The sequence below is a fragment of the Paenibacillus sp. J53TS2 genome, from assembly GCF_018403305.1.
GTDB lineage: Bacteria > Bacillota > Bacilli > Paenibacillales > Paenibacillaceae > Fontibacillus > Fontibacillus rhizolycopersici.
Map to the genome: position 1 here is coordinate 157084 of NZ_BOSK01000006.1, position 26344 is coordinate 183427.

Sequence of the window (26344 nt, forward strand, 5' to 3'; positions counted from 1 at the left end):
AATGCTTGTTATAACGATAAGAGCTGGTTTATTCCGCTTCACGAAATCTTAATCGACTTAGATGCTACGCAAGCTGCAGGGGAGAATGAAAGTGAATTTAGGATGTATGCATTATGGCGGAGTCCATCTGAATTTTCTTATTTATATTGCGGCTTTTTTCGGCTTAGTCATAAGGACGTTTAGAAGACCAGTAAAGAGGACGGTAGAGCCGTTCGTCACGATACCTGTTACCATCTATTTTGGTGTAAACATCTTTATGATTCATAATGGTGAGTTAAGGATCAAGATTATTTTACTACTACTCATCATATTCACCATTATAGGATTCGAAATCATTAGTAATAAGTTGCTAGATAAACTACGGATAAGTAATCACTAGAATCCGCGATAATATCGGCGAGAATATTCTAACGGCACCTATCACCGATGGGTTTTTAGATGTATAATCATGGAAGAAGATCAGTCCACAAACGCCCCAGCCCAAGATAAGTGCTATCTAGGGTTGGGGTGTTTTTTGAAGGGAGAGGAACTCATGACAGAAAGAATAAGCGTATCCACCGGCTCTCCATGGGAGCCCGTAGTGGGTTATTGTAGAGCAATAAGAATCGGTAATGTCATAGAAGTAGCCGGGACGACGGCAATGAAGGACAACCGAATCATTGGTAAAGGCGATGCATATCTACAAACGAAACAAGCTTTAAAAACAATTGAAGAAGCATTAATAAAGCTTGGAGCAGGGATGGAAAACGTGGTGAGGACTCGAATGTTTGTAACGGATATTTCGAAGTGGGAGGAGATCGGAAAAGCCCATGGAGAGTATTTCAAAGATATTCGGCCGGTTGCCACAATGGTTGAGGTTAAAGCCTTAATTGATCCCGACTTGCTCGTTGAAATTGAAGTGCAAGCCATCTTTCAGACATGAATGCCCAGCCCTAAATAATAGCTATCTAAGGCTGGGGGTTTACGACTAACTATTGTCTTATAATAAGAATGTCTCTAGGTGGTCTTCCAGTGCTTTGGATTTGAGAGATCTCCGAGTTCGTAAGATTGCGGCCAACTAAAATGAACGAAGATGTGGCGTTGTTGAAGTTGAAATTGCCCAAGTTAGATACATTTCGACTGCCCCGGAATACGCGGAAGGAACCTTGGAAGTTCGTTCCCGAGAACAAGACCAGTGTGACTTGGGAGCTTTGCACAACATTTCTGAGCCGAAAGCTTGATAGCGCGTTGTTAAACCGAAACGCTCCAAGATCGCGGACGGCGACCCCACCGCGTCTGAAGAGAATCCGACGACCAGAAAAATTGGTACCTGACCATAGTGCAAGACGTACATCACTGTTTGCCAACTATATCACTCCTTTGATTGAAGGTTGATATAGCTTATTGCAGCTTCTATGAATCGGTGTAGACCAATAGAGTAGGGTAATCGTTTGATTTGCTAATATTCTATTAAGGGGATATAAAGGTGCAAAGTTGTAATCGATGCAAACGTAAATTTACCTTTAAACAGGTGCTGAGATCTTGTTTCTACGGATATAAACCCATTCAATGTGATCGATGTGACCAGATCTATGATGTGACCTTAGGATCAAGACTACGTGTATCGGTAACTATTGCGGCAGCTATGTTCCCGGCCTTTTATGTCTACAAAGGGCCGATATACGGACATGTACTAATTTATCTACTAATCCTAATTCTTGTTTTACCTTTCTTGATGAGGTATAAGCAAAGAATTGAAGATGGAGATATATGAATGACCAAATTCAACAAAGATGTTTTGTTAACGGACGATATTCAGGTTCGGATCAATGGCATCTATGCCCCTAGGGTTCCTTCAATTTCAGCTTTTAATTGTTCAAACCACGCTAAATTGACCAAGTGATGGGAACGGGAATTTTCATTCATTCGGCGATAGTAATCAATTTGATCTGGAACTTCCTGCGTGTTGGATAGGTACTCGTCAAGGAGAGCAATTCGGGTTTTCGTCTGATCGATTTGCGATTGAATCAGCTCCAACAGCTTGTTCTTGTCGTATTCATCGGCAAAAAGCAGCGCTCCATAAAATTGCAGGTTCACATACTCCGATTGGGTGCCGTATTTGACCATCAATTTTTCGAATTCAGCCCTTCCGGATTCGGTAATTTTGAAGTTCCGAGTTTCACGTCCGCTGGTTGAAGACTCCTGTTGAATCTGTTTAATCCACCCCTTCTCTTCCAGTTGCTGCAGATTGTAATAAAACGAGCCTTTCGTGAAGTTGACAATGTACTTGTAATGGCGTTGTTCCATGAAGGCTAATAGTTCGTAGCCGTGGGCACCGGGATTTTGGAGAAGTAAGCCAAGAATAAGTAAGGGGATCAATTCTGCATCACCTTCGCCATCCGTGCCTCGAACTCCGCGTACGTGATTTTACCCAAGGCCAAATCCATGCTATGGAGGTAAATCTGTTCGGTTTTCGAATAGTTGCGCTTCGCCTTCAGCGACTGTTCTTCTCCAGGGAGGGGTTCCAGAACATGACACCCATTCGAGAACGCCTCGAAATAACGGTAGCCGAATTTACGTTGCGAAACCGCGTCGATATGAATGCCATCTGCATTCGCGGTCAAATCTGCCGCCGTGACAAAATAACAATTCGGGTGTTCCTTGGCGTAGCGCTGCAATTGCGCGTTAACCTGCCGATATTCTGTCGCGTGCTGTCCAAAACCGGTTTTTCCCAGGAAATCACCAAGCCCGCCAATCATCAGCGGTACCTCATCTTTCAAGTTCAGTTCGTTTCTCAGGGTTTCGATGATCAAGGCGAATTTCTCGTTATACGTTTCATGCAGCGAACCATAACTGTCGCTTTCCCCCTGGTGCCAAAGGATTCCACAGATTTGGCTGGAACGCTGGGCGAAGCGGGCTTCGGACAAAGCATGCTGAAACAGGATGCCTTCCGGATGCCAGTCATTCAAGGAGCTGCCTCCTTCCGCACAAGGAATCAACCCAATTTCCTCATCGGGATGAGCTTTCGACCAGGCATCGGCAAATGACGCTGCCGGACTTACTCCAGAAACGGGACGGTCGTAATTGATCGGCTCTGTCATCATCTGCCACTGTCCGTTGCGCAGCATTTTTATTTTTTCATTATAGATCGGATCGACTTCATGCAAAAATCCACGGCCCGCCATGTTCGACTGGCCCAACATTAAAAATGACTTCATCTCTGCCTAACTCCTTTATGTTACTCGTATAGTCTAATTAGACTATTGTTAGCATATCGTATGCTCAGTTTATAGTCAAATGAATGTAGCTGGTATTGGTGAACAGATGTATAATCATGGAAGAAGCTCTGACGACAAACGCCCTAACCTAAGATAAGAGCTATCTTGGGTTGGGGCATTTTGTGTAGTAAATAGGAATTGTTAGTAGGCTTGAAGGAGCCTAACAGAGGAGAATGATGAGGGAGGAAGCGAATATGGAAGAAAATAAGGAGATTAAGCAACAGGAAAAACTTGAAGACATTACGGGGATCACTTGTATCTATGTACCGGTGAATGATGTTTACGAGTCCATTCAATGGTACCAAAAGAATTTGGGATACCAACCTGCAGACAGCAATCGAGTTGAACCCGGGATGGCGATGGCTGTGATGAATATGCCGGATCGGAACGGTAACTTACCTTCACCTGGCTTAAGACAAGTTGTGCCCGCTCTGTTCTTACACCAATCGGACGAAGAAGGCGGCCGTTTACGCTTCTCATGGACATTGGACAGCAGTAAGCCGCATGCGATAGCATGTTTCATTACTCCACGGATCGAAGTGTTGCGAGAACGCTTCAAAGAAAACGGAGTGAATATTTTGGGAGAGCGTATGACAAGTGGACCCAATGTAACGTTCGCGGACCCCGACGGTAACGTATGGGAGGTTTGGCAACCCTAATGATCTCACGCTATCGTTGGATGAGTTGATTAAAGCGAATGGAATAAGAGGAGCTAAGATGATGTTATTTTTCGAGAAAACAAACAAGCTGTCCAATTTCCTACTTACCCTATTTGTGCTGTTTCTCATTCTATCTCTCATCTTCTTCGCAAGTAGCCAGTTCACGGAAGTTCTCTCGTATAACTTCACCAATGATCTGAGAGGAACCGTCTGGATGATCGTTTGCTTTGGGGTTTCGATTTCTTCGTTAGTTGCAGGAGTAGCTCTGAAGGTTTTGATAAAAGAAGCTAACGATGAAATAAAGAGACTTGAAGAAAGAATGAGGAGAAATCAGTCATAGATAAGTCCATCCCACGCGGGTTATTCGTGAGGTAAATGTTCATGTATCTGAAGAACTGGAGGCGTATTGAATTGATTCAATCCATCGTCCATATCGCACTTGTTGTTAAGGAGTATGATGAGGCTATAGATTTTTATACGAAGAAATTACATTTCACTTTAGTAGAGGATACTTATCAGCCCGAACAAGACAAACGCTGGGTTGTTGTTAGTCCGCCGGGCTCAGTAGGTACGACCATATTGCTCGCGAAGGCATCGAAACCGGAGCAAGAATCGTTTATTGGGAATCAGGCCGGAGGAAGGGTTTTTCTATTTCTGAATACAGATGATTTCTGGAGAGATTATCAAGATATGATCTCAAAAGGGATTGAATTTGTTAGAGAACCGAAAGAGCAAGAATACGGAATTGTAGCAGTATTTAAGGATCTATATGGTAACCTGTGGGACTTACTGCAGCTTAAAGAAGATCATCCCATGATGAAACGGATGAAATAACGAATCACGGGAGGTGTGCGATAATGATCAGCATAAAATCTCCGGGAGGGTCAATGTTTCCTTACTACTTAAAGATTTGGGTGGATTGGTATAAGACATCTATTACAGACCGGGTCATAAGTGAATTTATCAATAACCTAAGTAGAATGAGCTTGTATATAGAGAGACTGGCTATTGTAGGATCCAGAAGAGGCTAAGACTTGGCTAGTAACCGAAAATGGGGGTATAAAATGATATACATAGAAACGACCCGACTGCAATTGAGGGATTGGAAAGAGAGCGACTTGGCCCCCTTTCGTCAACTTAATGCGGATGAACAGGTGATGAGGTATTTTCCGAAAACCTTATCGTCTGAAGAAACAAACGAGCTTTATCAATCCATTTTATCTGAATTTCAAGCATACGGTTTTGGACTCTATGCTGTCGAAGTCAAGGAGACCCAGGAGTTTATAGGGTTTATCGGATTTCGCAAAGTCACATTTGAGGCGGACTTCACGCCATGCATCGAAATCGGTTGGCGACTGAAACAAGGAGCTTGGGGCAAGGGGTATGCATCGGAAGGGGCCGCGGCCTGTTTGCAGTATGGATTTACCCATTTGGGTTTTCAAGAGATTTATAGTTTCACGGCGGTTATCAATACTCCTTCAAGGAACGTCATGACAAAAATCGGGATGGATTATGTGAAAAGATTCCACCACCCAAGAGTCGAGAAAGATAGTCCTTTAAGTGAACATGTTCTATTTCAGATTAGGAGGTTACCCAATGAACAAATGGGAGTATAAAACCATCAAGGTGAAACCCGGAGGATTTATGGGCGGGAAAGTAGATGAGACGGAGTTTGAGCGTGAATTAAATCAATTTGGGCAATACGGATGGGAAGTGGTGTCCTGTTTCGATACAAGTTATGGTCAAGGGACATCTAGAGAAGTCATCGTTGTATTTAAGAGACCCGTGGTGGATTGAAAAAAACCTCGAAAGCCAGTTATAAGGTTTGGAGGGATTTATATAGGTAACATCGACAAGCGAAATAGACTGAGTGAGGAAGTTTTCACTTATCAGTTAACGAAGGATCATAAAGTGTTTATATATTGGAAGGGGAGGCGAGTTACGATACTCTCCGGTAAGGCAAGTCAGAAATTCTTAAATTCGATTGAAGGTAAGGATCATAAAGAAACCCAATTAGTAATGGCCAAAATTACGAGGAATTTTAAACACGGCAATGAGAAAGACAATATAAATGAGCCTTAGCCTTTATTACGGTTGGTAGATTTGTGCTTTTTGCCTTTGCTGTCATAGGTGATCCATTCTCCGACAGGCTCGCCCATCTCAAAATATCCCGACCGTTTTATTGTTCCATCGGCACGATACCATTCCCAATACCCGTCAGGTAGGTCACCAACCATTTTTCCTTTTGACCAAATGGTTTTACCGTTTGCATGATATTTGATCGTCCAACCGTCAATCACTTCCAACTTCTTTTCCTTCACTCCATTTGGATGAGTCAAATCGCAATTTTCGTTATTCATCCTGTGCCTCCGATCATCTTGTTTTTTTGTCCATAATACCATATTTCAAGGGGAAGTGAGGATGATATCATGGGATACATCATGGAGCTTCGGAAGTTAGTTGGTACCAGGCCAATCATTATGGTCGGCGTAAGCATCATCGTCAGAAATTCGGAAGGACAGATACTGCTGCAGAAGCGGACGGATAGCCTGGACTGGGGAACGCTTGGCGGTTCGATGGAACTCGGAGAGACCTTTGAGGAAACCGCACGGCGAGAGCTTTTTGAGGAGGCAGGACTTCAGGCGGAAGAATTGAACTTCATCACGAATTTGTCCGGCGAGGATTTCTACTACAAGTACCCACATGGGGATGAAGTATATAACGCCATAGCCGTATACGAGGCGGTTCGTGTCCAGGGCACACCGACCATCAACGATGATGAGGGTCTCGATTTAAGATACTTTTCTCTTGATGAGCCGATCCATAACTTGAACTCAAACAGTTATATGATTTTAAAGCAAGCGGGTTATATTCAAAAATGGTAGAGGAGGATTCCTATGAACCAACCGTGGTCAGAGCAAATGCCGGCGGTTCAATTTCGCGTGGCTCGGCCGACGCATCAACTGGATAAGATCATCGAGTTCTACACGAAAGGGCTTGGCCTAGAAATCGTAGGTTCATTTGCAAAGCATGAGGGCTATGATGGGGTGATGTTTGGACTACCGGGTGTCGACTATCACTTGGAGTTTACGCAGCATGTCGATGCCCTGCCCGTGTTGCCCCCTTCCGGAGACAACTTGTTGGTTTTCTACATCCCGGATGGAAACGCCAGAGATGATATCGTCGCGCGATTAAGCTCCATGGGTTACCCCGAAGTCGAACCCGAAAATCCCTATTGGAAGCACCAGGGTGTAACCCTATGCGACCCGGATGGCTGGAGAATCGTTTTGCAGAACACGGCAGGGATTTAGCAGGATTCCTCGTATGGAATTGCACCCTCCCGAGCTTGCTGTTATACTTTTCGCTATGAAATGGATTGGGGGTTATACAGATGGCAATTCGCAATTGCTCATTTGCTAGGAATTCCTCATGCAAAGCCTGATCTAGGGCGATACTTTGCGTGGGGTGCGAGAAGATGAATTCGATCGCCCAAACTTAACTTTATCGTTTCTAATAACAGGCTTTGCACCTTATTGGATTTGTCTAGTTCATCACAAATAAGGGGCTGAAAGCGATGAGTACACCATTTATTAGAAACCACCAGTATAACGTGATTAAGAAACAAGCGGAATTTCTTCAGAAAACTCTGCGTACCGTCTCGGATCGGAGCGTTCTGGAGACCGTCAGATTTAGTACCGCTACGAAAATCGCGGAGGCTTTTCCCATCCTGACGGAGGATCAGAAGCAGATGCTTGGGCAACTGGCTTCCCTCGAGACGGATCAAGATTTCCAAAGGTATCTTGGCGCGTTCGAGGCCTATATGGAGCCTTTTCCACCGATTACGGTGAAGCAGATTGAGAAGCTATTCCCTAAAAATAAAAAGTTGAAAGTACCGGATCTCACCTCCATCGACTTTCGTTACGTGACATATCTGAGTTGGGTAGATATCGCAACGAACAAGCTATTCCTTGTCTATCCGCACGAAGGTCGGTTCCTCGGTATCGAAGGCCGAATTACCCCGACAAACAAGAAAGGGTATTGCCTGTTCTGCAATCGACATCAGGAGCTTGCTTTTTTCTCGGTGAAAACCAAATCCGCCAATGCTTCACCAGATAACTTCTCCATGTACGGACATTATGTCTGTCTAGAGAACCAGAGCTGCAACCACAGCATTACGGATACGGGGGCTTTGGAGAAGTTCTTGCAGTTGGTTGAAAAATAAGTTCTTAAACAAGAAGATCACCGCGTAACGGTGGTCTTCTTGCTGTTTGTAGGATTTCAGGAGTAAAATGGAGGCGATACCAAACGATGCGGAAGCAACGCATGTAGAGCATAAGCAGAAAGGTCCTATCCGCCATTATAAAATCGGAAAGGACCTTTATTCATGCTCTCCTCAAGCCCGCTCTGCCAACCGGAGCGCCGAACTCCGCGGGTCCTTCTTGTACTCGTTGGGCGTCACCCCAACTTCTTGCTTGAACAGCTTGGAGAAGTAGGAGTAGTTGGCGTAGCCGACTTGGTTCGCCACGGCGTAAACGGAAAGTCTGGACGTCTCAAGCAATTGCTTGGCTACGGAGATGCGGACCTGGATGACGTAACTGCCAAGCGAGATCCCCGTCTCTTTCTTGAACAAGCGAGCCAGATAATCCGGGTTGAGATAGACGACCTCCGCTAGGCCGTTCCGAGTCAGGTCATCCCCGTAATGAGCGTGGATGTACTGCTTGATCTCCTCGGCAACCGATTTCGGTTCTGCCGCGAAGTCTCGATAGGCTACGGCGGTGTTGACCAGATAGGTCACGTACTCCTGCATGTCCTCGATCGAATGAAGGGATCCGGCTGATAGCTTCTCGTTGGCCCGCGCGGCATACAATTTGTGCGCTTCGATACCTTTGACCTTCAGGAAGGCGTATACGAGCTGTACGATATCGAGCCGAAACAAGGCGAGGCAAGAGGAGTCCAGTGTATTGCGGTCCAAGAGGCTGCGAAGGTACCGGGACGTCTCGGCTAGAAATGAAGCCGGATCATTCTGATGAAGCAGCTCTTCCAAGCGATTCAAGTCCGGAGGGAGGTATACCGGTTGCTTTGGCGGGTAATCGCTCTCCGCCCAGTAAGTTCGGTTGCGGGTTTTGGTTAAATTGTCATTCATCACCAGCAGCTGGTGCATCACTTGGCCGATGTCCTCCAAGCGGCCGGAGAGGCCCACGCAGCAACAGGCATCACAATTCAAATACCCGTTCGCTCTGCGAATCCCTTCGGAGCATAACTCTGCGAGCACTCCGGGCTCTGGCGGGGCGTTCCACTTGAGGATAGCGATCCAATGATACTCTTTCACCTCCAGGAGCGTCTCGACGGCAAACCACGGATGTTGCAGCAGCTCCCCCAACACATTACCCAAGGCAAAATCGAACAACCCCTTCTCCTCCCGGCCTAGGCTGCCATTATAGGGGAACACATGAATCAGTACCGGTTGGATAAGGTCGGTCGAAAGGTAGGCGAGCTGCTGATCTTCCACAGCCTGAGCCACCGCCGCCGGCTTAACGGGCGCGGTTGTGCTCGCACTCACGAGTTTGCGCCAGAAATACTCCACGAGATTCGCCTGGTTCTTCTGCCATAGCACCCCTTCCTGAATCGCCTTCTCCCGATACTGCTGTTCCTGGGCCCGGGCGACCGCCTTACGGAGGATCAGCATCAGTTTATCGAACTCGATGGGCTTAAGGAAATATTCGAAGCTCTGCAGCTCGATCGCTTTCTGCGCATAGTTGAAGTCGGCGTAATTGGTCAGGAAGATGGCTTGAACGGGGTAGTTCTCTTCCCGGATCCAGGCCAGCAGATCGAGTCCGCTTCCCTGCGGCATTTCAATGTCGGATATCAGGATTTGCACCGGGTTCTGCTGCAGGATATCACGAGCCTGGGCGACGTTGTTGGCCGTATACACCTTCTCGATCCCTAGCGACGTCCATTCGATTTTCTTCTCCAAAGCCGCGACGACGTAAACATCGTCATCCACAACCAATGCATTCATACCGCCACGCTCCTGTTCGCCCCGGCAACAGCCGGGAGGGATATCATCACGCACGCCCCGCCATCCTCTCGGTTGGAGAACGACACGGCCGCTTGACCGCTATAGAGGGAGGCCAAACGCTGCAACGTGTTCATAATTCCAATATGGTTCCCCGCAGATTGATCCAGGGGTCTCCCGTTCCGCAAATCCTCCAGGATCTCTGGCGGGAACCCGGGTCCGGTATCGGCGATCCGGATCGTCAGGCGCCCCTCGCCATCTTCTTGCTGCAACTGCAGCGTCAGCTCAATGTTCACCTGCGAAACGCGGGACACCGCGTATTTGACCGCATTTTCCACAAAGGTCTGCAGGACGAGCGGTGGGATCCTGAACTCCGCTGCTAGATTCTCCCCCTCGTCGATGCGATAGGCTAGAGCATTGGGATAGCGGTGCTTCTGGATGTCGAGATAGATCCGCACATGTTCAATTTCATCGCTTAACTTTACGAAATCGCCGTCGTTCTGGAAGATGTAGCGGAAATAACGCGAGGTGGACAAGGCCATCTGTTCGATTTCCCGATACAGCTGCATTTGCGCCATGCTGTAAATATTCGTCAGGCAATTGAGGAAAAAATGCGGGTTGATCTGCAACTTCATATAATCCAGCTGGATGCGCTGCTTCTCCAACTCCCGTTCGTACAGGTCGATTTTGAATCTCTTGATCTGGTCGACCAGGTTCATGAATTGCTTATTGGCTCTTTCCAGTTCGATGATTTTACTGCTTTCGAATTCCAGTGATTCGCCTTCCTCCGTCCAAAAGGCCAGGTTGTAGGAGAAGCTCTTGATCGGACGAAGGACCTTATTCCGGAAATAGAGCAGAATGAATCCGAGGCTGCAGGTAATGATGACGGCGAGCAGGAGAATCAGCAACTGAGCAATCATGATTTTCTCAAATGTCCCGAACTGAATCACCAGCTTGACGTAAAAAGAGGCGTTTGTGAACTCCCCGTTTACCGTAGTTCCGCCCTTAAACAACTTCAGGAAGGAAGACGGCTGCGGATTCTCGCCCAGCTGTTCGCCGTTGTTGGAAATCGGGCTGGTCACGACCTGGCCGCGGTCATCAACCAGCGAGACGAACCCGTTCTCGCCAAGGTTCAGCTCCCGTAATGGACGGATCAAATGATCCGCGGACACCAGGCTAATCATGTAACTATCATGATAGGGAACGATGTTCGTGATGTAATACCTGCCGCCGATCTCCACCGGCATCCACTTGGAGTAAATTTTCTCATACACGTCCCGGCCCGCCTCCACGTTGGCGATGACCTGCTCCTTCAGTTCCAGGTAATCCGAATACGGAATGCTGATCGGCGCGCAGTTGAGGAAGAAGTCCTGTTTCTTCAAATACACGAAGAAGTTGTATTCCTGCCCGTAGTTTTTTTGCAACTCATTAAAGCGTTTATGCAGATTCTCATTCCCCTCAAAAAACTCCGCACTGTTCATCGGGTTCTCGTTCATCGCCTTCAGGTTCTCGTCGTTCGCCAGCGTCCAACCCGTATAGTGGTTGATATAAGCGAAATCGTGGTTGATTCGGTTGATGTATAAGTCCGCGGTATCCTGCAGATAACGCGTGGATTGCTGCTTCACGATGGATATCGCGGCTAGGCTGATGGCGAAATCCAGGATCAAGACGATAAAGGAAATCAGGAACATGAAGTTCACGTAATGCCGGATCGGATATTGTTTGTTTTTTGCCGCGTCATTGGCCATTGTCCCTCACGCCTCTTCCTGCCTAAACTGGTTCGAATTGAACGTTCATGAATGCGCTGTCAATACGGTTTACCCCTATTATAAATCCTTCCATTAGAAAAAGAATACGTTATCCAGCCAGCACCACCGGAAAGTCCGGATAGTGCCAAATCGGGTCCGGATTCCGTTATTCCCCTCTCCCTCCGGATGAAGTTCCAAGCCACGATCCCCAAAGGAACCCGCGGGAAAAGTCCGGTTTCCGCCAGCAGGAGGTCCGATAAACGCACCAGGGCGGGCTCTATACTGAAGACATGGAAGCCGCCGGACATGCGGAAGGCGAGCCTCGGACGCTACACGAACAAGAAGGAGGGGATGTCATGAAATCCGATGTGGCCGGCTTCAGGCGAACACTCGGACAAATCCATCGAAACCGGGGGCTGTATTTGCTGCTTGTGCCTGCGGTGATACTGTCGCTGTTGTTCGCCTACAAACCGATGTATGGCGTGTTAATCGCCTTCAAGGATTACAGCCCGGCGCTGGGCATTGACGGCAGCCCATGGGTGGGGTTGAAGCATTTCGAGAAATTTTTTCACTCATATCAATTTTCGACGACGATCAAGAACACCATTATTATCAGCTTATATAGCATCGCCACGTTCCCGATTCCGATCGTGCTGGCATTAATGGTCAATCAGATGCGGGCGAACCGGTTCCGCCGCTTCTTCCAAACCGTCTCGTATATGCCGCATTTTATCTCTACCGTCGTCATGGTCGGGTTGATGCTGATCTTGCTCTCCCCAAGCACCGGCCTGGTCGGCAATCTGTACAAACTGTTCGGCGGAGATGCGCCTGACTTGATCGGCTCGGCGGGATGGTTCAGCAGTATTTACGTCTGGTCGGATGTGTGGCAGCATGTCGGCTGGGACAGCATCATTTACATCGCCGCATTATCTACGGTCGATCCAAGCTTGTATGAGGCGGCTACGGTCGATGGGGCCAGCCGCTGGCACAAAATCCGCTACATTGATATTCCGATGTTGATGCCAACGGCGATCACGCTGCTCATTTTGCGAGTCGGCGGCCTGCTGGGAGTTGGATTCGAGAAGGTGTATCTGATGCAAAACGACCTGAACATTCCCGCCAGCGAAATCTTGTCCACCTACATCTACAAAATCGGCTTACTGAGCAGCCAGTACAGCTTCTCCTCGGCCGTCAACTTGTTTAACACCGTCATTAACTTCCTGTTGCTGATTCTCGTCAACCAGATTTCGAAGAAATACAGCGAGAACAGCCTGTGGTAGGGGAAAGGGGGAGAAAGAGATGGAAGCAGAAGCAATCCGCCCGCCAGCAAGTACAGCCGCGCAGCCGATCAACAACCGATCGTCCGATAAAGTGATGGAAGTGTTGCTTTATGTCTTCGCCGTCTTGTTTTTGATCGTGTTGATGTATCCGCTGTATTTTATCGTCATCGCTTCCTTTAGCGACCCGTCGGCCGTGGCGAACGGGCAGGTGTGGTTCGTTCCTAAGGGATTTACTTTGGAAGGCTATAAGGAGCTGTTAAAGCACGAAAATATTTGGATCGGTTACCGAAACACGATATTGTATACGGTAGTAGGTACGGCCATCGGCCTGATCGTTAACGTGTCGGCGGCGTATGCCCTGTCACGGAAGGATCTCGTCGGACGAAAATTCCTTTCTTTGTTCTTTATCTTTACGATGTTCTTCAGCGGCGGACTCATCCCGACCTTCTTAACGATCCGGGATTTCCATCTGTACGATACGTTCCTGGTTATGGTCTTGCCCTTCTCCGTGATCGTATACGACATCATCGTTGCAAGGACGTTCTTCCAATCGAGCATTCCCGAGGATTTGTGGGAGGCGGCGCAAATTGACGGCTGCGGCAACCTTCGTTATTTCGCTCAAGTCGTGCTGCCGCTGTCCAAGGCGATCATCGCGGTGTTGGGGTTATGGATCGCTGTCGGTTACTGGAACTCTTACTTCAATGCCTTGATTTATTTAAAAAATCCGGATCTGCATCCCCTGCAGCTCGTCCTGCGCAACATCCTGATCACAAACCAGATGCAGTCCGGCATGGGCACCGGAGAAGCGGCGCAAATCGCTCTTCGGCTTGCGAATCTGATGCGGTATTCCGTCATTATCGTCGCAACCGTACCGATCATGTGTGTGTATCCCTTCCTGCAAAAATACTTCAATCAGGGGGTGATGATCGGCGCGGTCAAAAGTTAATTCCATCTGAAAAAGCATGGTAAAATCATGGAATGGGGGATCTTGTCTATGAACAAACAGGCAGGTAAGTTCGCAATGAAGAAATGGACGGCGCTGATTCTTGCGGGAGCGCTCGTCTTTGGATTGGCAGGCTGCGGCGGCGGGAAAGCCTCCGAAGGCTCCGGCAACCCGGCGCCAAGCGATACGAGCAGCTTCAACAAGGAAGGATTGCCGATCGTTAACGAACCGGTGACGTTGAAGGTCTTGACGATGCGCTGGGGGAACATGGGCGATACGTTTACGCAAAATCAATGGTTGATGGATTTGGAGAAGAACACCAATGTCAAAATCGAATGGCAGGTCGTATCGTCCAACGACTGGGGCGAGCAGAAATCGATCATGCTGGCCAGCGGCACGCTGCCCGATATCATCCTGGGCGACCAGACCTTTTCCGATTCCGATATCGTTAATAACTTGAGTTACTTCCGTCCGCTGGACGATTATATCGATCAATACATGCCGAACCTCAAAGCTGCCATGGCCGAGACGCCGGAGCTGAAGAAGATCAGCACGTTCCCGGACGGCAAAATCTATTCCTTACCGACAAGGCTGCCGTCGCGTCCAAAGACGAAAAACCAGCCGGTCATCAACAAAACCTGGCTGGATCAATTGGGGCTTCAGGTCCCGGACACGATCGACGATTTACACAATGTGTTGAAAGCGTTTAAGGAGCAGGATCCAAACGGCAACGGGAAAGCGGATGAAATTCCGTATACCGAAACCGGACTGGCGCCGGATTTCCTGAATCCGTTTGGCATTACCGACATCAATGCCAATAACATGCTGGTGAAGGACGGGAAGCCCATCTACTATCCGACCAGCGAGGAATATAAGGAAGGCTTGAAATTTGCGAACAAGCTGTATGCCGAAGGTCTAATCGACAAAGAGCTGTTCACCCAGGACGGAACGATGACGTCGGCGAAACAGCAAAATGCGGACGCTCCGATCGTCGGGTTTACGAACCAATGGACGCCGGATGCGGTATTCGGCAAATGGAGCGACCAGTATGCCGCCATCCCGCCGATCGCAGGACCGGACGGCAATCGCTACAATCCGGGGAATCCCAACGGGATGAGCTTTAACCGCAATGAGATGCTGATTACGACGTCCTGTAAGTATCCGGAAGTGGCCGCCCGCTGGGCTGACCAGTTCTATACCAATGAAGCGAGCATCCAGAACTTCTGGGGCGCGATCGGCACGGTTATCCAGAAGAACGATGATGGCACGTATACCCTGATGGATCCGCCGGCTGGCACCAGCGCGGACGCGTGGTACTGGGAGCAGTCGCTGCGGGATTTCGGACCCAAATACGTAAGCCCTGCTTTTGAGAAGAACATCGTGCTTAACCCGAAAGCCGGCGACGGCCTGAAGCTGGAAATCGACAAAATGGGCAGCGAATACGTGACGACGCCGTTCCCGAATGTCATGTACACCGCCGAGGAGTTCCAAGAACTCCCGACCCTGACAACGGACATCGACACCTACGTGGCGACGATGCGTGCTCAGTGGGTAACCAAAGGCGGCATCGATGAAGGCTGGGACGCTTACGTGAAGAAGCTGAACGACATGGGGCTGGAGAAGCTGATGAAAATCCGCACCGATGCTTACGACCGCTACATGAGTGTGAAATAATCTGTTTAATACCACTGAACCGCTCTGCAAATCCAATTGCAGGGCGGTTTTTGTTAAGCCAAAAAAACAAGGCTCATGCAGGTATGGAAGCCAGCGGCGGAGAATAAAGCGTTCATATACGTTGATGCAATGAGATGAAGGAGGCACCCCATGAGCGAAGAGCGGAACAACAGATCCGGTAATCCCTTATTTTCGGGCTGGTATGCGGACCCGGAAGCGAGGATTTTTCAGGATCGGTATTGGATTTACCCGACGTATTCGGCACAGTACGAGAAGCAAACGTTTTTTGATGCGTTCTATTCTACGGATTTGACGGAGTGGACGAAGGCGGAGCGCATCCTGAGAATGGAAGACATCCCTTGGGCGAGGTTAGCGTTATGGGCTCCGTCGCCGGTGGAGCGAAATGGGAGATTCTATTATTACTTTGCCGCGAACGATATCCAGAACGACGATGAGCTTGGTGGGATCGGCGTGGCCGTTGCCGACCGGCCGGAAGGGCCGTTTCGAGACGCCCTTGGCAAGCCGTTGATCGATCGGTTTCATTTTGGCGCACAGCCTATCGATCCCCATGTGTTTCTCGATGATGACGGGTGTGCCTATCTCTACTACGGGGGTTGGGGACATTGCAATGTGGTGAAATTGTCCGAGGACATGGTTCATCTGGACACTTTTGCAGATGGAGCCACCTTTAAGGAGATCACCCCGGAGCATTATATTGAAGGACCGTGCATGTTCAAGCGCCGCGATATCTACTATTTCATGTGGTCCGAGGGAGGATGGACCGGGCCGGACTATTCCGTGGCCTATGCCATGTCGGATTCGCCGGTTGGACCGTTCCAGAGGGTTGGGAAGATTCTGCAGCAGGATCCGGAGATCGCCACCGGTGCCGGTCACCATGGATTCCTGCAAATTCCGGGCAGCGACGAGTGGTACATCGTTTATCATCGCCGTCCGCTAAGCGAAACGGATGCGAATCATCGCGTGGTTTGCATGGACCGGATGTTATTTGAAGAGGACGGGCGAATCCAGCCGGTACAAATGACCCATGAAGGAGTTTCGCCCAGACCGCTGCCGAGATAGGATGGATTCTGTCTTTCCTTGAGGCGGGCAGCGACAGCTAGAGGGACGCAAGACGCTTATTTGAAAGGAGAATAAGGATGTTGTTGGCTGAAAGAAAGCAGTGGAATGCCAATCATCAGCGGTTAACCACACTTTTGCAATATCCGAAGGGGCACGAGCAAGCGGTGGCATTGTTTCTTAACCAGCATGCCTGGTTGTATGTCTCGAAGATGGCGGACGCGGGTCTGATGGGCACGATGAACACGCTGGAGGACGAATTGTTGGATGGGATAAGGGAGGAGACCCTTCGCCAGTACCCCGTTAAGGCACCTGACACGAAAAACTCGATTCTTTGGCATTTGTGGCATATCGCCCGTATTGAGGACATGACGATGAACGTGTTGATTGGAGGGCGTGAGCAGATTTTTGAGGAGGGAGATTGGCTTCCCAAGCTGAGAATTTCTTGCACCCATACGGGGAACGGCATGACAGAGGAGGAAGCGGCTGAGCTGAGTGCCGGGATCGACATGGATGCCTTGCTGGACTATCGGATCGAGGTAGGCAGGCGCACCCGGGAGATCGTCCGCAGGATGGAGCCCGCGGAGATGAAGCGCAAGGTGCCAACGGCGGGCATCGAAAAGCTCCGTGCCCAAAGCGCGGTGAAGCCGGAAGCCGAATGGCTATTAGAGTATTGGAGCAAGAAAACGTTGGCCGGATTAATTCTGATGCCCGCAACTCGGCATAACTTTCTGCATTTGAACAAGGCGATTCGCATCAAGCAACGGCTCCAAAAGCAAAGTTAAGGGGGGGATTGGGTGGACAAGCAGAAGTTGGTTCGTATTTTTGATAAGCAGGCCAATCAATATGATCGCCGTACGGAAAATCCGGCCCAAAGCCGCTGGCGTCAGCAGCTACTGAGCCATGCTCGGGGGCATGTTCTGGAGCTGGCGGTTGGGGCAGGAGCGAACTTCCCCTACTATCCGTTAGGCGTGCAGGTCACGGCTGTCGATTTCAGCCCGGCCATGCTGGAGAAAGCCCAGCGCAGGGCCAAGCATTTGCATGTGAACGCAGAATTCGTGTGTACGGATATGGAAAATGCGGACTTTGCCGATCATTCGTTTGATACGGTGGTTTCCACGCTTTCGTTCTGCAGCTATGAACGGCCGCTGGAGCTGATGGGGAAGCTTCGTCGTTGGTGCAAGCCGGGAGGTGAAATTTTGCTGTTGGAGCATGGCATCAGTTCCCGTCTGCTGGTCGCCGCGCTGCAGAAATCGCTGGATCCTCTGTTATACCGGGCTTATGGCTGTCATCATACGCGGGATATCCGGCAATTGGCCGAACAGGCCGGGCTAAACGTCATCGCGGCGGAGAGCTACTGGATGGATATGGTCCAATTGATTCGGGCGAAGCCCGGAACTGCCTAGATTGGAGGCTAGACATGATCCTCGATTTCTTCGACCTTACCTATTTGAGTCAGGGAAATGAGCGTCAGCGACAGGCTTACGAGGCGATGGAAGAACTTCAGATCGTGGGCAAGCTGGCTTGCTATCATCCCGTCTTGGCCGGAACCATTCCGCTGGATATCGATTTGCCCGAAAGCGACTTGGACATCATCTGTGAGGCTTACGACGCCAAGCGGTTTGAGCAGGAACTGGAGCTTCATTTTGGGGCATGCCCGAACTACGCCTGCTCCAGCAAAACCGTCGGCGGCCTCCTGCGAACGGTTGCGAACTTTACGCATCGCGGTTTCGCGTTTGAGGTGTTTGGTCAGCCGAAGCCGGTAACCGAGCAAAACGCATATCAACATATGATTGTTGAACACCGATTGCTAGAGATGGGAGGGCCGGAGGCATGGGATGCCATCCGTAAGCTAAAGGCAGCGGGGCTAAAGACGGAGCCGGCCTTCGGCAGGTTTTTTCGGCTGGAGGGTGACCCATATGAAGCGCTGCTGGCTATGTATGATTGGGAGGACGCGAGACTACATCATTTTATGGAAGAAAGGAACGGAACGAAATGATCAGCAAAGAGAATGCGGAACACTATATTTGGGGTGGGAATTGCGATGGCTGGCGGCTGGTGGATCGGGAGGACTGCAGCATTATTCATGAGAAAATGCCCCCGGATAGCCAGGAAGTCCGGCATTTCCATCAAACGGCGGAGCAATTTTTCTTTGTCTTGTCCGGCTGCCTGCATATTGAAATTGCCGGGACCGAGCATGAGCTTCATTCCCATGAGGGAATCGAACTTCCGCCGAACACCCCGCATCAGGCCATGAACCGATCGGACGAAGCGGTGGAATTTCTCGTTATTTCACGCCCAAATACGCGGGGCGACCGAGTATTAGCTTAAATGAAAGGGACCGGCAATAAGTCGGTTTCAAGAGAAGGAAGGGAATAAGGAATGTACGCACATCATGCCAAGTCGATCGAGAAACTAAAGGCCAAGCTCGCCACCCGGGAGGATATTCTGGCCTTACTGGTTTCCGGTTCGATTGCCCACGGATTCGCGAAACCGTCCTCGGATGTAGACGTGATGATCGTGGTATCCGAGGAGGATTATGCCCGGCGGGTAAGCACCGGAGAGACGACGTATTGGGAAAATGAATCGACGGACTATGAGTCCGGTTACGTGGACGGGAAATATATCTCTTGCAGATTCATGAAGCAGGTGGCCGAGAAAGGGAGCGAGCCGGCCCGTTTTGCATTTGAAGGGGCGATCCTCGCTTTTTCAAACATCGCGGGAGTGGAGGAATTGCTGGCAGATATCGTTCGCTATCCGGCAGAACGTAAGCAGGAGAATATCTCCCGTTTCTTGGCCCAGTTCGAAGCGTGGAAATGGTATTCCGCCGAAGCCTTCAAGCATGACAACCTCTATCTATTGCGACATGCCGTCAATAACTTGGTTTTGTTCGGCGGAAGACTGATCTTAGCGCATAATGAAATGCTGTATCCGTACCATAAGTGGTTTCTTCATGTTCTGGAACAAGCTCCGGATCGGCCCGAAGGCTTCCTGCCGCTGATCGAACGGATGCTGCAGGAACCAACGGCCGAGCATATCGAAGCGTTTTACCAGTCGGTCCGCACGTTCGCCGATTGGGGTGAGGATGGACGAAGCTGGCCCTCGCGATTCATGGAAGACAGCGAATTAAATTGGCTGGGTGGATTTACGCCGGTAGGCGATATTTAACCGGTTGGCCGGGACTGCTATGCTTAATTCCCCGCAGCGATTTCCTTCAGCCGTTCCTTGATCGCCCCGGTACATACGCCGCCATGGTAGGTAATTACCGTTTCCACATCCAGGGCGGCCAATTTTTCGACCGATAGAAGGGCCTGGGCGTAATCCGGCGTGAACTTCGGATCGGGCGGCAACACCTTGCCGCCGCTCGAGACGAGCACGTCCCCGCTGATCAACGTTTTGCTGGAAGCATGATACAAGCTGATATGATCCGGCGTGTGCCCCGGGGTATGCAATATTTGCAGGCCGCCGCCAAACGGCAGCTCGTCGCCATCGTGAAGCGCCGTATCCACTACGACCGGTTCGGCGGTGATTCCGCTTTTAATCAGCGGAATTTCCCCTGCTAGGTAAGGAATCCCCGTTTCATGGGCCAACACTTCCAATTTCCCCGCCTTCGCCTGGACCAGCTCCGGCAAGCTACCGATATGATCCCTGTCTTGATGCGTGATGATCACATGCGTCAACTGTTCCAGGGAGAACCCTCCTTGCTCCAACCCTTTGCGAATCACGTCCAATTGACCGGGAACCCCGGTGTCAACGAGGACGAGATGATCGGTCCCCCATAACAGAACCGCATGGACCGGCATCTGGTTCCCATTCGGCAAGTTCAGGTTTAGCGGCAGCGGCATCAGGCCGGATGCGTTCGTTTGTTTCATGTAATCTCCTCCTCGTTGTTCAAGCTTAGTTTATCTGCGCAAAATCGTAGCAAAGAAAGGGGCGGAGGACAAGTCCTAGCCGGATTTCAAGTAAGGGTCTGCGGTAGAGGTAATCGTAGAGAAAGACGTTTTTTATCCCTTGAAAACGCTAAAAATGACGAAATTATAAGGTTTTTTATCTCAAATTTGCATTCGGTCCAGCTTTACAAAGAACAAGCGCAAGCGTAATATTCGACTCATGAAATGATTCTAATAAAACAATCTGTATCGCTTAATTTCCGATCAGGAAAACGGGGGACCCAATGATCGCTGCCGATGTGAGAGTCGGCGGAACGGTCCGGGGTGAATCTCCTGCGGCAAGCCTATGCCGCAGGAGTAGGGCGACTCTCACCGCCCGAATCCGACAGCTAACCTCGTCAGCGTAGGGAGAGAGGATGATGGACTTGTCATGGCGAGCCACAGGGATATCCTCTGTGGTTTTCTTATGCCTATTCATGAAAGGGAAGAAAGCGTTACATTGACAATATAGAAGAAAATTAACAATCTGTTTGCATCACACTGAATCCTTCCGATGCGAAGGAACGGGGGACCCATACGGGCGGAGCGCAGGTCGCGCTTACCGCCTATGGGGCGAATCCTGGCGATAGTTGCGTATCGCGAGGTAGGGCGTCTCTCGCGCCCGAGCCCGTCAGCTAACCTCGTAAGTGCAAACGAGAGAGGAAACCTTATGGCGCGATTCCTAAAGCATAGAATACATTCATGCTGGAAGCCCGCGAAGATTCCCTCTTCCCAGGCTTCTTTTTTGATGCCTAATTTCTGAATCAGGAGGAATACAAGAAGTGGGCACTTTTGAATACGCGCTGGTGACGCATACGAATCCATTGGCGGTAGATTTCATCAGAACGATGAAGTACCGCGAAATCCCGTTTGCACTGATGGTCAACAATGATAGAAGCCGCCAGGAGGCGATAGACCGTGGGATAGAGCACGTCATTCTAGTGGATACTACTAAACGCAAAAACAAGGTCGTACCTGATATCCCCATCGGGACGGTGTATATCTTCGAAGAATCTCTGACACTAACCTGCCGATATTTGCAATTCTGCCGTCCATGGACGTCGAAGCCGATTTATGTCATTACGCAAAAGATGCATCCTGGCGCGGTTTATAAAAAGCTTGGCGCTAATTATGTGATTTATACGAAGGGAAAAGACGTATCGTTTATTCTGCACAATGAGTAAAGGAGGATCCGATCGACGATGATGGACATTTTCATGATCGGCTTAATTATCGTTATGGTTTGCATGATGGCAGGTCTGGCAACTTGGGCTTCCAAAGCGATTTCGGAGGGTGGAGATCAGTGATGATGTGGGGACTTGGCATCTTAATCGTGGCGGTTTTTGTTTATTTGGGGTATGCGCTGCTGAACCCGGAGAAGTTTTAACATTTGCCTTTCGGAGGGATAAGACGTGACTATCTACAGTTGGATTGCCATACTCGTTACTTTGGGCCTTGCGGTAATCGTCGCCAGACCGGCCGGTCTATACTTGGCCAAAGCGTTTGACTATGAAAAGAACGGTCTGGACCGGTGGTTCGGACCTGTTGAAAGAGTAATATTCCATGCCAGCGGCATCCGTCAGGAGAATCAGTCCTGGAAGAAGTATGCTTTATCCGCGGTGCTGAGTAATTTGGCGATGATGCTGATCGTCTATCTGATTTTTCGGCTGCAAGGGTTCCTGCCGCTGAATCCGAGCGGGGTTTCAAACATGGAGCCGACGCTCGCCTTCAATACGGTGATTGCCTTCATGACCAATACGGATCTGCAGCATTACAGCGGGGAAAGCGGACTGTCTTACCTTTCGCAGATGATCGGGATCGTATTCATGATGTTCACTTCGACGGCGACCGGCGTCGCCGCGGCGATGGCATTTATTCGCGGCTTGGCCGGCAAACCGATCGGCAATTTCTTCGTGGATCTGGTTCGTGCGATCACCCGGGTTCTGCTGCCGGTATCGTTCATTTCGGCTTTAATATTCGTAGCGTTGGGCGTACCGCAAACTATGGCATCAACGGCGATCGCCCATACCCTTCAGGGGACAGAGCAACCTATCGCCCGGGGGCCGATTGCCTCGTTCTTGTCGATTAAGCAGTTCGGCAACAACGGCGGCGGATTCGTGGGCGTGAACTCGGCCCATCCGTTTGAAAATCCGGGGGGATTCAGCAATATGCTGCAAATCCTATTGATGATGCTGATCGGGACTTCCCTTCCTTTCGCTTATGGGAAAATGGTCGGGAATGCCAAACAAGGCCGGGTGTTGTTCGTATCGATGCTGATGATGTTCATCGTCATGCTTGGCGTATTGCTTTCGGCCGAAAGCGCCGGCAATCCGGCATTCAACGCCCTTGGCATCGCGCATGGCCAAGGCAGCATGGAGGGCAAGGAGGTTCGTTTTGGCCTAGCCCAGTCGGCCTTGTTCGCGACGGTCACAACCGCGACGGAGACGGGAGCGGTCAATACGATGCACGATACGCTGACGCCGATCGGCGGGCTGGTTCCGCTGGCGAACATGATGCTGAATACGGTCTTCGGCGGAGCGGGCGTCGGAATCATGAACGTGTTGATGTATGCGATGATTGCGGTGTTCTTGTCCGGTCTGATGGTTGGGCGCACGCCGGAATTTCTCGGCAAGAAGCTCGAAGGCAAAGAGATGAAGCTGATCGCCGTTAATTTGCTGGTTACCCCGTTCCTGATACTGGCACCCACCGCTCTGGCTTTGTTGGCTTACCCGGATACGATATCCAATTCCGGTTTCCACGGCTTAACGCAAGCGATGTATGAATTTACTTCGTCCGCGAACAACAACGGCTCGGGTTTCGAAGGGCTTGGCGATAATACGCCGTTCTGGAACATCGCCACGGGCGTCGTGATGTTCTTGGGCCGCTATTTCTCGATCGTCGTCTTGCTGGCGGTGGCGGGCTCCTTGGCCGCCAAGAAATCGGTACCCGTCACGAGCGGCACGTTCCGTACGGATACGGCTCTGTTCGGCGGCGTCTTTCTCATCATTGTGATCCTCGTCGGCGCGTTGACTTACTTCCCGGCTCTCGTATTGGGGCCGATCGCCGAGCATCTGACTTTACTGCCATAGGTTGAAAGAAAGAAGGAGTGGAACGGACATGCGTAACAAGAAAACGATGTTATCTCGCACGATCGTCAGTCATGCGGTCAAGGAATCGTTTATGAAGCTGGATCCAAGGCTGATGGTCCGTAACCCGATCATGTTCGTGGTCGAACTCGGATTTCTCATCACGTTGATATTGATATTTGTGCCCGATGCCTTCGGTGGCGGGGTGTCGCGCGGGTTCAATTTGACGGTATCGCTGATTTTGCTCGTGACCGTGCTGTTCGCGAATTTCGCGGAGGCTCTCGCGGAGGGGCGCGGCAAGGCACAAGCGGATTCGCTTAAACAAACGAAGAAAGAAATCACGGCCAATAAACTCGTGGGCCAGCAAGTGAAGCAAGTTCCTTCGACCGAGCTGCGCAAAGGAGATCTCGTCATCGTTTCCCAAAGCGAAATGATTCCGGGGGACGGCGAAGTGGTGGAGGGACTGGCTTCTGTCGACGAGTCGGCCATCACCGGCGAATCGGCGCCGGTGATCAAGGAGGCCGGCGGAGACTTCAGTTCCGTAACCGGCGGCACGAAGGTGATCAGCGACCAAATCAAGGTGAGGATCTCCAGTGACCCCGGCGAGTCCTTCCTCGACCGGATGATCTCGTTGGTCGAAGGGGCGAAACGCCAAAAGACGCCGAACGAAATCGCATTGAATACCGTTTTGATTAGCTTGACCTTGATCTTCTTGATCGTGGTGGTCACGCTGCCGTTCTTTGGGAATTACCTGGGTATCCGGATCGAAGTCCCCATATTGATCGCCTTGCTGGTTTGCTTGATACCAACGACCATCGGCGGCTTGCTGTCGGCCATCGGGATTGCGGGAATGGATCGCGTAACGCAATTCAACGTCCTGGCGATGTCCGGGAAAGCCGTCGAAGCGGCCGGGGACATCAATACGATTATATTGGATAAAACCGGGACGATCACGTACGGGAACCGGATGGCCAGCGAATTTGTGCCGGTTGGCGGGGCAGGCCTGGCGGATGTCTCCGCCTGGGCGGCGATCAGTTCCGTCAAGGATGATACGCCGGAGGGGCGTTCGGTGTTGGAGTTGATGAGAAAACAAGGCTTGGGTTATGACGCTGCCCTTGCGGACGGCGGGGAATTCATTGATTTCAAAGCGGAAACCCGGATGAGCGGCATCGATTTGAGGGACGGCCGGAAGGTACGGAAAGGGGCGGTGGATGCCGTCAAGAAATGGGTCATCGCCCAAGGCGGGCAAATCCCCGACGATCTAGATCTAAACAGCGATGCGATTGCGACGGCGGGGGGCACTCCATTAGCGGTAGCGGTCGATCACTTCGTCTACGGTCTGATTTATTTGAAGGATACCGTGAAACCCGGGATGCGGGAGCGGTTCGAACAGATGCGGGAGATGGGGATTAAAACGATCATGTGCACGGGCGATAACCCGCTTACGGCAGCGACGATCGCGCGGGAGGCCGGCGTGGACGGCTATATCGCGGAGAGCAAGCCGGAGGATAAGATCGCTGTCATCCGTAAGGAGCAAGCCGAAGGAAAGCTTGTGGCGATGACGGGCGACGGGACGAACGATGCCCCGGCGCTGGCCCAAGCGGATGTCGGAATCGCCATGAACAGCGGCACCGTAGCCGCGAAGGAAGCAGCCAATATGGTCGATCTGGACTCCGACCCGTCGAAGATCATCGAGGTCGTGTCGATCGGCAAACAGCTGCTGATGACCCGCGGCGCCTTAACCACGTTCAGCATCGCCAATGACGTTGCCAAGTATTTTGCGATTATCCCGGCCATGTTTATGCTGGCGATCCCCGAGATGGGGGTTCTCAATGTCATGCGGCTGGGTTCTCCCGATTCGGCGATCATTTCGGCGTTGATTTTTAATGCGATCATTATTCCGCTGTTGATCCCGCTCGCCATGAAAGGGATTGCTTACAAGCCGATGAGTTCCTCCAAGCTGCTGGCGCGCAATCTGTTCATTTACGGAGTAGGCGGCGTGATTGCTCCGTTTGCGGGGATCAAAATCATCGATATGCTTGTCCACTTATGGATTTGATATTTCTCGAAGGGATGGTAAGTCATGCGAACGATTTGGATGATGCTGCGCGCCAGCGTCGTGTTGATGGCGGTAATTTTGCTGTATCAGTTGGCGGTGCTGGGGATTGCCCAGGCGGCAATGCCGGATAAGGCAAATGGAAGCCTGATTTATAATGAAAGCCAAGAAGTCGTCGGCTCGCGGCTGATTGGCCAAAGCTTTACGGATCCTTCGTTTTTTCACGGTCGGGTGTCCAGCATCGAATATGACGCGGGGGCCTCGGGAACGCCAAACTATGCGCCGTCCAACCCGGATCTGCTTCAACGGATGACGGACGCGGTGGAAGCATGGAAGCAAGAAAATCCGAACGTCCCGTTGAACGAGCTGCCGATCGACTTGATCACGAACTCCGGTTCCGGCCTTGATCCGGAGATCAGTCCGGAAGCGGCCCGAGCGCAAATCCCGCGAGTCAGCCAAGCCACGGGAATCGCAGCGGAAGAACTGGAACGGATGGTCCGAGACCATACCCGGGGACGGGATCTCGGGTTTTTAGGCGAACCGGGAGTGAACGTTTTGCAGCTCAATATCGAAGTTCAGCAAAGAATTGCGCAATAACCAATCCCCTGCTTGAAAAGCG

The 26344-nt window shown here is 50.6% G+C and carries 30 protein-coding genes and 2 riboswitches; of the genes, 23 read left to right on the forward strand and 7 right to left on the reverse strand.

Annotated features, from left to right (window positions below; genetic code table 11):
• Positions 1–532 precede the first annotated feature (532 nt).
• On the forward strand, positions 533–922 hold the full coding sequence (locus KJS42_RS14875) for a RidA family protein (RefSeq protein WP_193417422.1): 390 nt from the start codon (positions 533–535) through the stop codon (positions 920–922).
• Between the two features lie 49 nt (positions 923–971).
• On the opposite strand, the gene KJS42_RS23330 is transcribed toward KJS42_RS14875, so the two are convergent.
• Complete coding sequence (locus KJS42_RS23330) at positions 972–1346, reverse strand: hypothetical protein (RefSeq protein WP_155606226.1); 375 nt, start codon at positions 1344–1346, stop codon at positions 972–974.
• A 119-nt stretch (positions 1347–1465) separates the two neighbouring features.
• Here KJS42_RS23330 and KJS42_RS23365 point away from each other — a divergent pair, with 119 nt between their 5' ends.
• Complete coding sequence (locus KJS42_RS23365) at positions 1466–1753, forward strand: TIGR04104 family putative zinc finger protein (RefSeq protein WP_213623301.1); 288 nt, start codon at positions 1466–1468, stop codon at positions 1751–1753.
• Positions 1754–1815: 62 nt separating this feature from the next.
• Here the strand turns inward: KJS42_RS23365 and KJS42_RS14885 are convergent, their stop codons facing one another.
• Together KJS42_RS14885 and KJS42_RS14890 are read right to left on the reverse strand one after the other, a co-directional pair.
• On the reverse strand, positions 1816–2358 hold the full coding sequence (locus KJS42_RS14885; RefSeq protein WP_213623302.1) for a PadR family transcriptional regulator: 543 nt from the start codon (positions 2356–2358) through the stop codon (positions 1816–1818).
• A complete protein-coding gene (locus KJS42_RS14890; RefSeq protein ID WP_193417425.1) occupies positions 2355–3197 on the reverse strand; it encodes a sialate O-acetylesterase in 843 nt (280 codons plus the stop codon). The genes KJS42_RS14885 and KJS42_RS14890 overlap by 4 nt, the downstream gene beginning before the upstream one ends.
• Positions 3198–3451: 254 nt before the next feature.
• Between KJS42_RS14890 and KJS42_RS14895 the strand changes: the two genes are divergently transcribed.
• The 4 genes from KJS42_RS14895 (at position 3452) to KJS42_RS14910 (ending at position 5713) form a co-directional block, all read left to right on the forward strand.
• On the forward strand, positions 3452–3916 hold the full coding sequence (locus tag KJS42_RS14895) for a VOC family protein (RefSeq protein ID WP_213623303.1): 465 nt from the start codon (positions 3452–3454) through the stop codon (positions 3914–3916).
• Positions 3917–4327: 411 nt separating this feature from the next.
• Positions 4328–4750: a VOC family protein gene (locus tag KJS42_RS14900; RefSeq protein ID WP_213623304.1), complete on the forward strand. Its 423-nt coding sequence runs from the start codon at positions 4328–4330 to the stop codon at positions 4748–4750.
• Between the two features lie 230 nt (positions 4751–4980).
• Entirely contained in the window at positions 4981–5532 is a 552-nt protein-coding gene (locus tag KJS42_RS14905; RefSeq protein WP_155606344.1) for a GNAT family N-acetyltransferase, read from the forward strand.
• On the forward strand, positions 5513–5713 hold the full coding sequence (locus KJS42_RS14910) for a DUF4177 domain-containing protein (RefSeq protein WP_213623305.1): 201 nt from the start codon (positions 5513–5515) through the stop codon (positions 5711–5713). Before KJS42_RS14905 ends, KJS42_RS14910 begins: the two co-directional genes overlap by 20 nt.
• 281 nt (positions 5714–5994) lie before the next feature.
• On the opposite strand, the gene KJS42_RS14915 is transcribed toward KJS42_RS14910, so the two are convergent.
• Positions 5995–6276: a toxin-antitoxin system YwqK family antitoxin gene (locus KJS42_RS14915; RefSeq protein WP_193417430.1), complete on the reverse strand. Its 282-nt coding sequence runs from the start codon at positions 6274–6276 to the stop codon at positions 5995–5997.
• 69 nt (positions 6277–6345) lie between these two features.
• Here KJS42_RS14915 and KJS42_RS14920 point away from each other — a divergent pair, with 69 nt between their 5' ends.
• From KJS42_RS14920 to KJS42_RS14930, 3 genes are all read left to right on the forward strand, one after another.
• Positions 6346–6801 (forward strand): NUDIX hydrolase, encoded by a 456-nt coding sequence (locus KJS42_RS14920; protein ID WP_193417431.1) that lies wholly within the window; start codon positions 6346–6348, stop codon positions 6799–6801.
• A 12-nt stretch (positions 6802–6813) separates the two neighbouring features.
• Positions 6814–7227 (forward strand): VOC family protein, encoded by a 414-nt coding sequence (locus KJS42_RS14925; RefSeq protein WP_213623306.1) that lies wholly within the window; start codon positions 6814–6816, stop codon positions 7225–7227.
• Positions 7228–7490: 263 nt separating this feature from the next.
• Positions 7491–8138, forward strand: coding sequence for a FusB/FusC family EF-G-binding protein (locus KJS42_RS14930; RefSeq protein WP_213623307.1), 648 nt, complete (start codon positions 7491–7493; stop codon positions 8136–8138).
• A gap of 171 nt (positions 8139–8309) precedes the next feature.
• Here the strand turns inward: KJS42_RS14930 and KJS42_RS14935 are convergent, their stop codons facing one another.
• Together KJS42_RS14935 and KJS42_RS14940 are read right to left on the reverse strand one after the other, a co-directional pair.
• The gene (locus KJS42_RS14935) at positions 8310–9935 is read right to left on the reverse strand and encodes a response regulator transcription factor (RefSeq protein WP_213623308.1); all 1626 of its coding nucleotides are present in this window, start codon (positions 9933–9935) and stop codon (positions 8310–8312) included.
• Positions 9932–11680 carry a cache domain-containing sensor histidine kinase gene (locus tag KJS42_RS14940; protein ID WP_213623309.1) on the reverse strand — a complete coding sequence of 583 codons (1749 nt, stop codon included), beginning with the start codon at positions 11678–11680 and terminating at the stop codon, positions 9932–9934. The genes KJS42_RS14935 and KJS42_RS14940 overlap by 4 nt, the downstream gene beginning before the upstream one ends.
• A 356-nt stretch (positions 11681–12036) precedes the next feature.
• Here KJS42_RS14940 and KJS42_RS14945 point away from each other — a divergent pair, with 356 nt between their 5' ends.
• The 9 genes from KJS42_RS14945 to KJS42_RS14985 all read left to right on the forward strand — a co-directional run bounded on the left by KJS42_RS14945 (position 12037) and on the right by KJS42_RS14985 (position 19822).
• The gene (locus KJS42_RS14945; RefSeq protein WP_155606243.1) at positions 12037–12960 is read left to right on the forward strand and encodes an ABC transporter permease; all 924 of its coding nucleotides are present in this window, start codon (positions 12037–12039) and stop codon (positions 12958–12960) included.
• Positions 12961–12979: 19 nt separating this feature from the next.
• Entirely contained in the window at positions 12980–13906 is a 927-nt protein-coding gene (locus KJS42_RS14950) for a carbohydrate ABC transporter permease (protein ID WP_213623310.1), read from the forward strand.
• Between the two features lie 75 nt (positions 13907–13981).
• Positions 13982–15577: an extracellular solute-binding protein gene (locus KJS42_RS14955; RefSeq protein ID WP_483311281.1), complete on the forward strand. Its 1596-nt coding sequence runs from the start codon at positions 13982–13984 to the stop codon at positions 15575–15577.
• A gap of 150 nt (positions 15578–15727) precedes the next feature.
• Complete coding sequence (locus KJS42_RS14960; protein WP_213623312.1) at positions 15728–16657, forward strand: glycoside hydrolase family 43 protein; 930 nt, start codon at positions 15728–15730, stop codon at positions 16655–16657.
• 77 nt (positions 16658–16734) lie between these two features.
• Positions 16735–17439: a DinB family protein gene (locus tag KJS42_RS14965; protein ID WP_213623313.1), complete on the forward strand. Its 705-nt coding sequence runs from the start codon at positions 16735–16737 to the stop codon at positions 17437–17439.
• A 12-nt stretch (positions 17440–17451) separates the two neighbouring features.
• On the forward strand, positions 17452–18060 hold the full coding sequence (locus tag KJS42_RS14970) for a class I SAM-dependent methyltransferase (RefSeq protein ID WP_213623314.1): 609 nt from the start codon (positions 17452–17454) through the stop codon (positions 18058–18060).
• A 14-nt stretch (positions 18061–18074) separates the two neighbouring features.
• Positions 18075–18653 carry a DUF4269 domain-containing protein gene (locus KJS42_RS14975; RefSeq protein ID WP_213623315.1) on the forward strand — a complete coding sequence of 193 codons (579 nt, stop codon included), beginning with the start codon at positions 18075–18077 and terminating at the stop codon, positions 18651–18653.
• Positions 18650–18985, forward strand: coding sequence for a cupin domain-containing protein (locus KJS42_RS14980; RefSeq protein ID WP_213623316.1), 336 nt, complete (start codon positions 18650–18652; stop codon positions 18983–18985). The genes KJS42_RS14975 and KJS42_RS14980 overlap by 4 nt, the downstream gene beginning before the upstream one ends.
• A gap of 51 nt (positions 18986–19036) precedes the next feature.
• Positions 19037–19822, forward strand: coding sequence for a nucleotidyltransferase domain-containing protein (locus tag KJS42_RS14985; protein WP_213623317.1), 786 nt, complete (start codon positions 19037–19039; stop codon positions 19820–19822).
• A gap of 23 nt (positions 19823–19845) precedes the next feature.
• Here KJS42_RS14985 and KJS42_RS14990 read toward each other — a convergent pair whose 3' ends face one another.
• Positions 19846–20526 (reverse strand): MBL fold metallo-hydrolase, encoded by a 681-nt coding sequence (locus KJS42_RS14990; protein WP_244868498.1) that lies wholly within the window; start codon positions 20524–20526, stop codon positions 19846–19848.
• 258 nt (positions 20527–20784) lie between these two features.
• A riboswitch (cyclic di-AMP (ydaO/yuaA leader) is annotated at positions 20785–20964 on the forward strand.
• Between the two features lie 108 nt (positions 20965–21072).
• Positions 21073–21248, forward strand: a riboswitch (cyclic di-AMP (ydaO/yuaA leader).
• 117 nt (positions 21249–21365) lie between these two features.
• Here KJS42_RS14990 and KJS42_RS14995 point away from each other — a divergent pair.
• The 5 genes from KJS42_RS14995 to kdpC all read left to right on the forward strand — a co-directional run bounded on the left by KJS42_RS14995 (position 21366) and on the right by kdpC (position 26322).
• On the forward strand, positions 21366–21767 hold the full coding sequence (locus KJS42_RS14995) for a hypothetical protein (RefSeq protein WP_213623318.1): 402 nt from the start codon (positions 21366–21368) through the stop codon (positions 21765–21767).
• Positions 21768–21892: 125 nt separating this feature from the next.
• The gene (gene kdpF, locus KJS42_RS23370; RefSeq protein ID WP_368858225.1) at positions 21893–21970 is read left to right on the forward strand and encodes a K(+)-transporting ATPase subunit F; all 78 of its coding nucleotides are present in this window, start codon (positions 21893–21895) and stop codon (positions 21968–21970) included.
• A 31-nt stretch (positions 21971–22001) separates the two neighbouring features.
• A complete protein-coding gene (gene kdpA, locus KJS42_RS15010) occupies positions 22002–23672 on the forward strand; it encodes a potassium-transporting ATPase subunit KdpA (protein WP_213623393.1) in 1671 nt (556 codons plus the stop codon).
• Positions 23673–23700: 28 nt separating this feature from the next.
• Entirely contained in the window at positions 23701–25728 is a 2028-nt protein-coding gene (gene kdpB / locus KJS42_RS15015) for a potassium-transporting ATPase subunit KdpB (RefSeq protein WP_193417447.1), read from the forward strand.
• A gap of 24 nt (positions 25729–25752) precedes the next feature.
• A complete protein-coding gene (gene kdpC / locus KJS42_RS15020; protein ID WP_193417448.1) occupies positions 25753–26322 on the forward strand; it encodes a potassium-transporting ATPase subunit KdpC in 570 nt (189 codons plus the stop codon).
• Positions 26323–26344 lie beyond the last annotated feature (22 nt).

Coding starts and splice junctions, on each gene's coding strand:
- KJS42_RS14875 (WP_193417422.1), top strand. CDS start 533: ATGACAGAAAGAATAAGCGTATCCACCGGCTCTCCATGGGAGCCCGTA.
- KJS42_RS14890 (WP_193417425.1), bottom strand. CDS start 3,197: ATGAAGTCATTTTTAATGTTGGGCCAGTCGAACATGGCGGGCCGTGGA.
- KJS42_RS14895 (WP_213623303.1), top strand. CDS start 3,452: ATGGAAGAAAATAAGGAGATTAAGCAACAGGAAAAACTTGAAGACATT.
- KJS42_RS14905 (WP_155606344.1), top strand. CDS start 4,981: ATGATATACATAGAAACGACCCGACTGCAATTGAGGGATTGGAAAGAG.
- KJS42_RS14910 (WP_213623305.1), top strand. CDS start 5,513: ATGAACAAATGGGAGTATAAAACCATCAAGGTGAAACCCGGAGGATTT.
- KJS42_RS14915 (WP_193417430.1), bottom strand. CDS start 6,276: ATGAATAACGAAAATTGCGATTTGACTCATCCAAATGGAGTGAAGGAA.
- KJS42_RS14920 (WP_193417431.1), top strand. CDS start 6,346: ATGGGATACATCATGGAGCTTCGGAAGTTAGTTGGTACCAGGCCAATC.
- KJS42_RS14925 (WP_213623306.1), top strand. CDS start 6,814: ATGAACCAACCGTGGTCAGAGCAAATGCCGGCGGTTCAATTTCGCGTG.
- KJS42_RS14930 (WP_213623307.1), top strand. CDS start 7,491: ATGAGTACACCATTTATTAGAAACCACCAGTATAACGTGATTAAGAAA.
- KJS42_RS14935 (WP_213623308.1), bottom strand. CDS start 9,935: ATGAATGCATTGGTTGTGGATGACGATGTTTACGTCGTCGCGGCTTTG.
- KJS42_RS14940 (WP_213623309.1), bottom strand. CDS start 11,680: ATGGCCAATGACGCGGCAAAAAACAAACAATATCCGATCCGGCATTAC.
- KJS42_RS14945 (WP_155606243.1), top strand. CDS start 12,037: ATGAAATCCGATGTGGCCGGCTTCAGGCGAACACTCGGACAAATCCAT.
- KJS42_RS14950 (WP_213623310.1), top strand. CDS start 12,980: ATGGAAGCAGAAGCAATCCGCCCGCCAGCAAGTACAGCCGCGCAGCCG.
- KJS42_RS14955 (WP_483311281.1), top strand. CDS start 13,982: ATGAAGAAATGGACGGCGCTGATTCTTGCGGGAGCGCTCGTCTTTGGA.
- KJS42_RS14960 (WP_213623312.1), top strand. CDS start 15,728: ATGAGCGAAGAGCGGAACAACAGATCCGGTAATCCCTTATTTTCGGGC.
- KJS42_RS14965 (WP_213623313.1), top strand. CDS start 16,735: ATGTTGTTGGCTGAAAGAAAGCAGTGGAATGCCAATCATCAGCGGTTA.
- KJS42_RS14975 (WP_213623315.1), top strand. CDS start 18,075: ATGATCCTCGATTTCTTCGACCTTACCTATTTGAGTCAGGGAAATGAG.
- KJS42_RS14980 (WP_213623316.1), top strand. CDS start 18,650: ATGATCAGCAAAGAGAATGCGGAACACTATATTTGGGGTGGGAATTGC.
- KJS42_RS14985 (WP_213623317.1), top strand. CDS start 19,037: ATGTACGCACATCATGCCAAGTCGATCGAGAAACTAAAGGCCAAGCTC.
- KJS42_RS14990 (WP_244868498.1), bottom strand. CDS start 20,526: ATGAAACAAACGAACGCATCCGGCCTGATGCCGCTGCCGCTAAACCTG.
- kdpF (WP_368858225.1), top strand. CDS start 21,893: ATGTGGGGACTTGGCATCTTAATCGTGGCGGTTTTTGTTTATTTGGGG.
- kdpB (WP_193417447.1), top strand. CDS start 23,701: ATGCGTAACAAGAAAACGATGTTATCTCGCACGATCGTCAGTCATGCG.
- kdpC (WP_193417448.1), top strand. CDS start 25,753: ATGCGAACGATTTGGATGATGCTGCGCGCCAGCGTCGTGTTGATGGCG.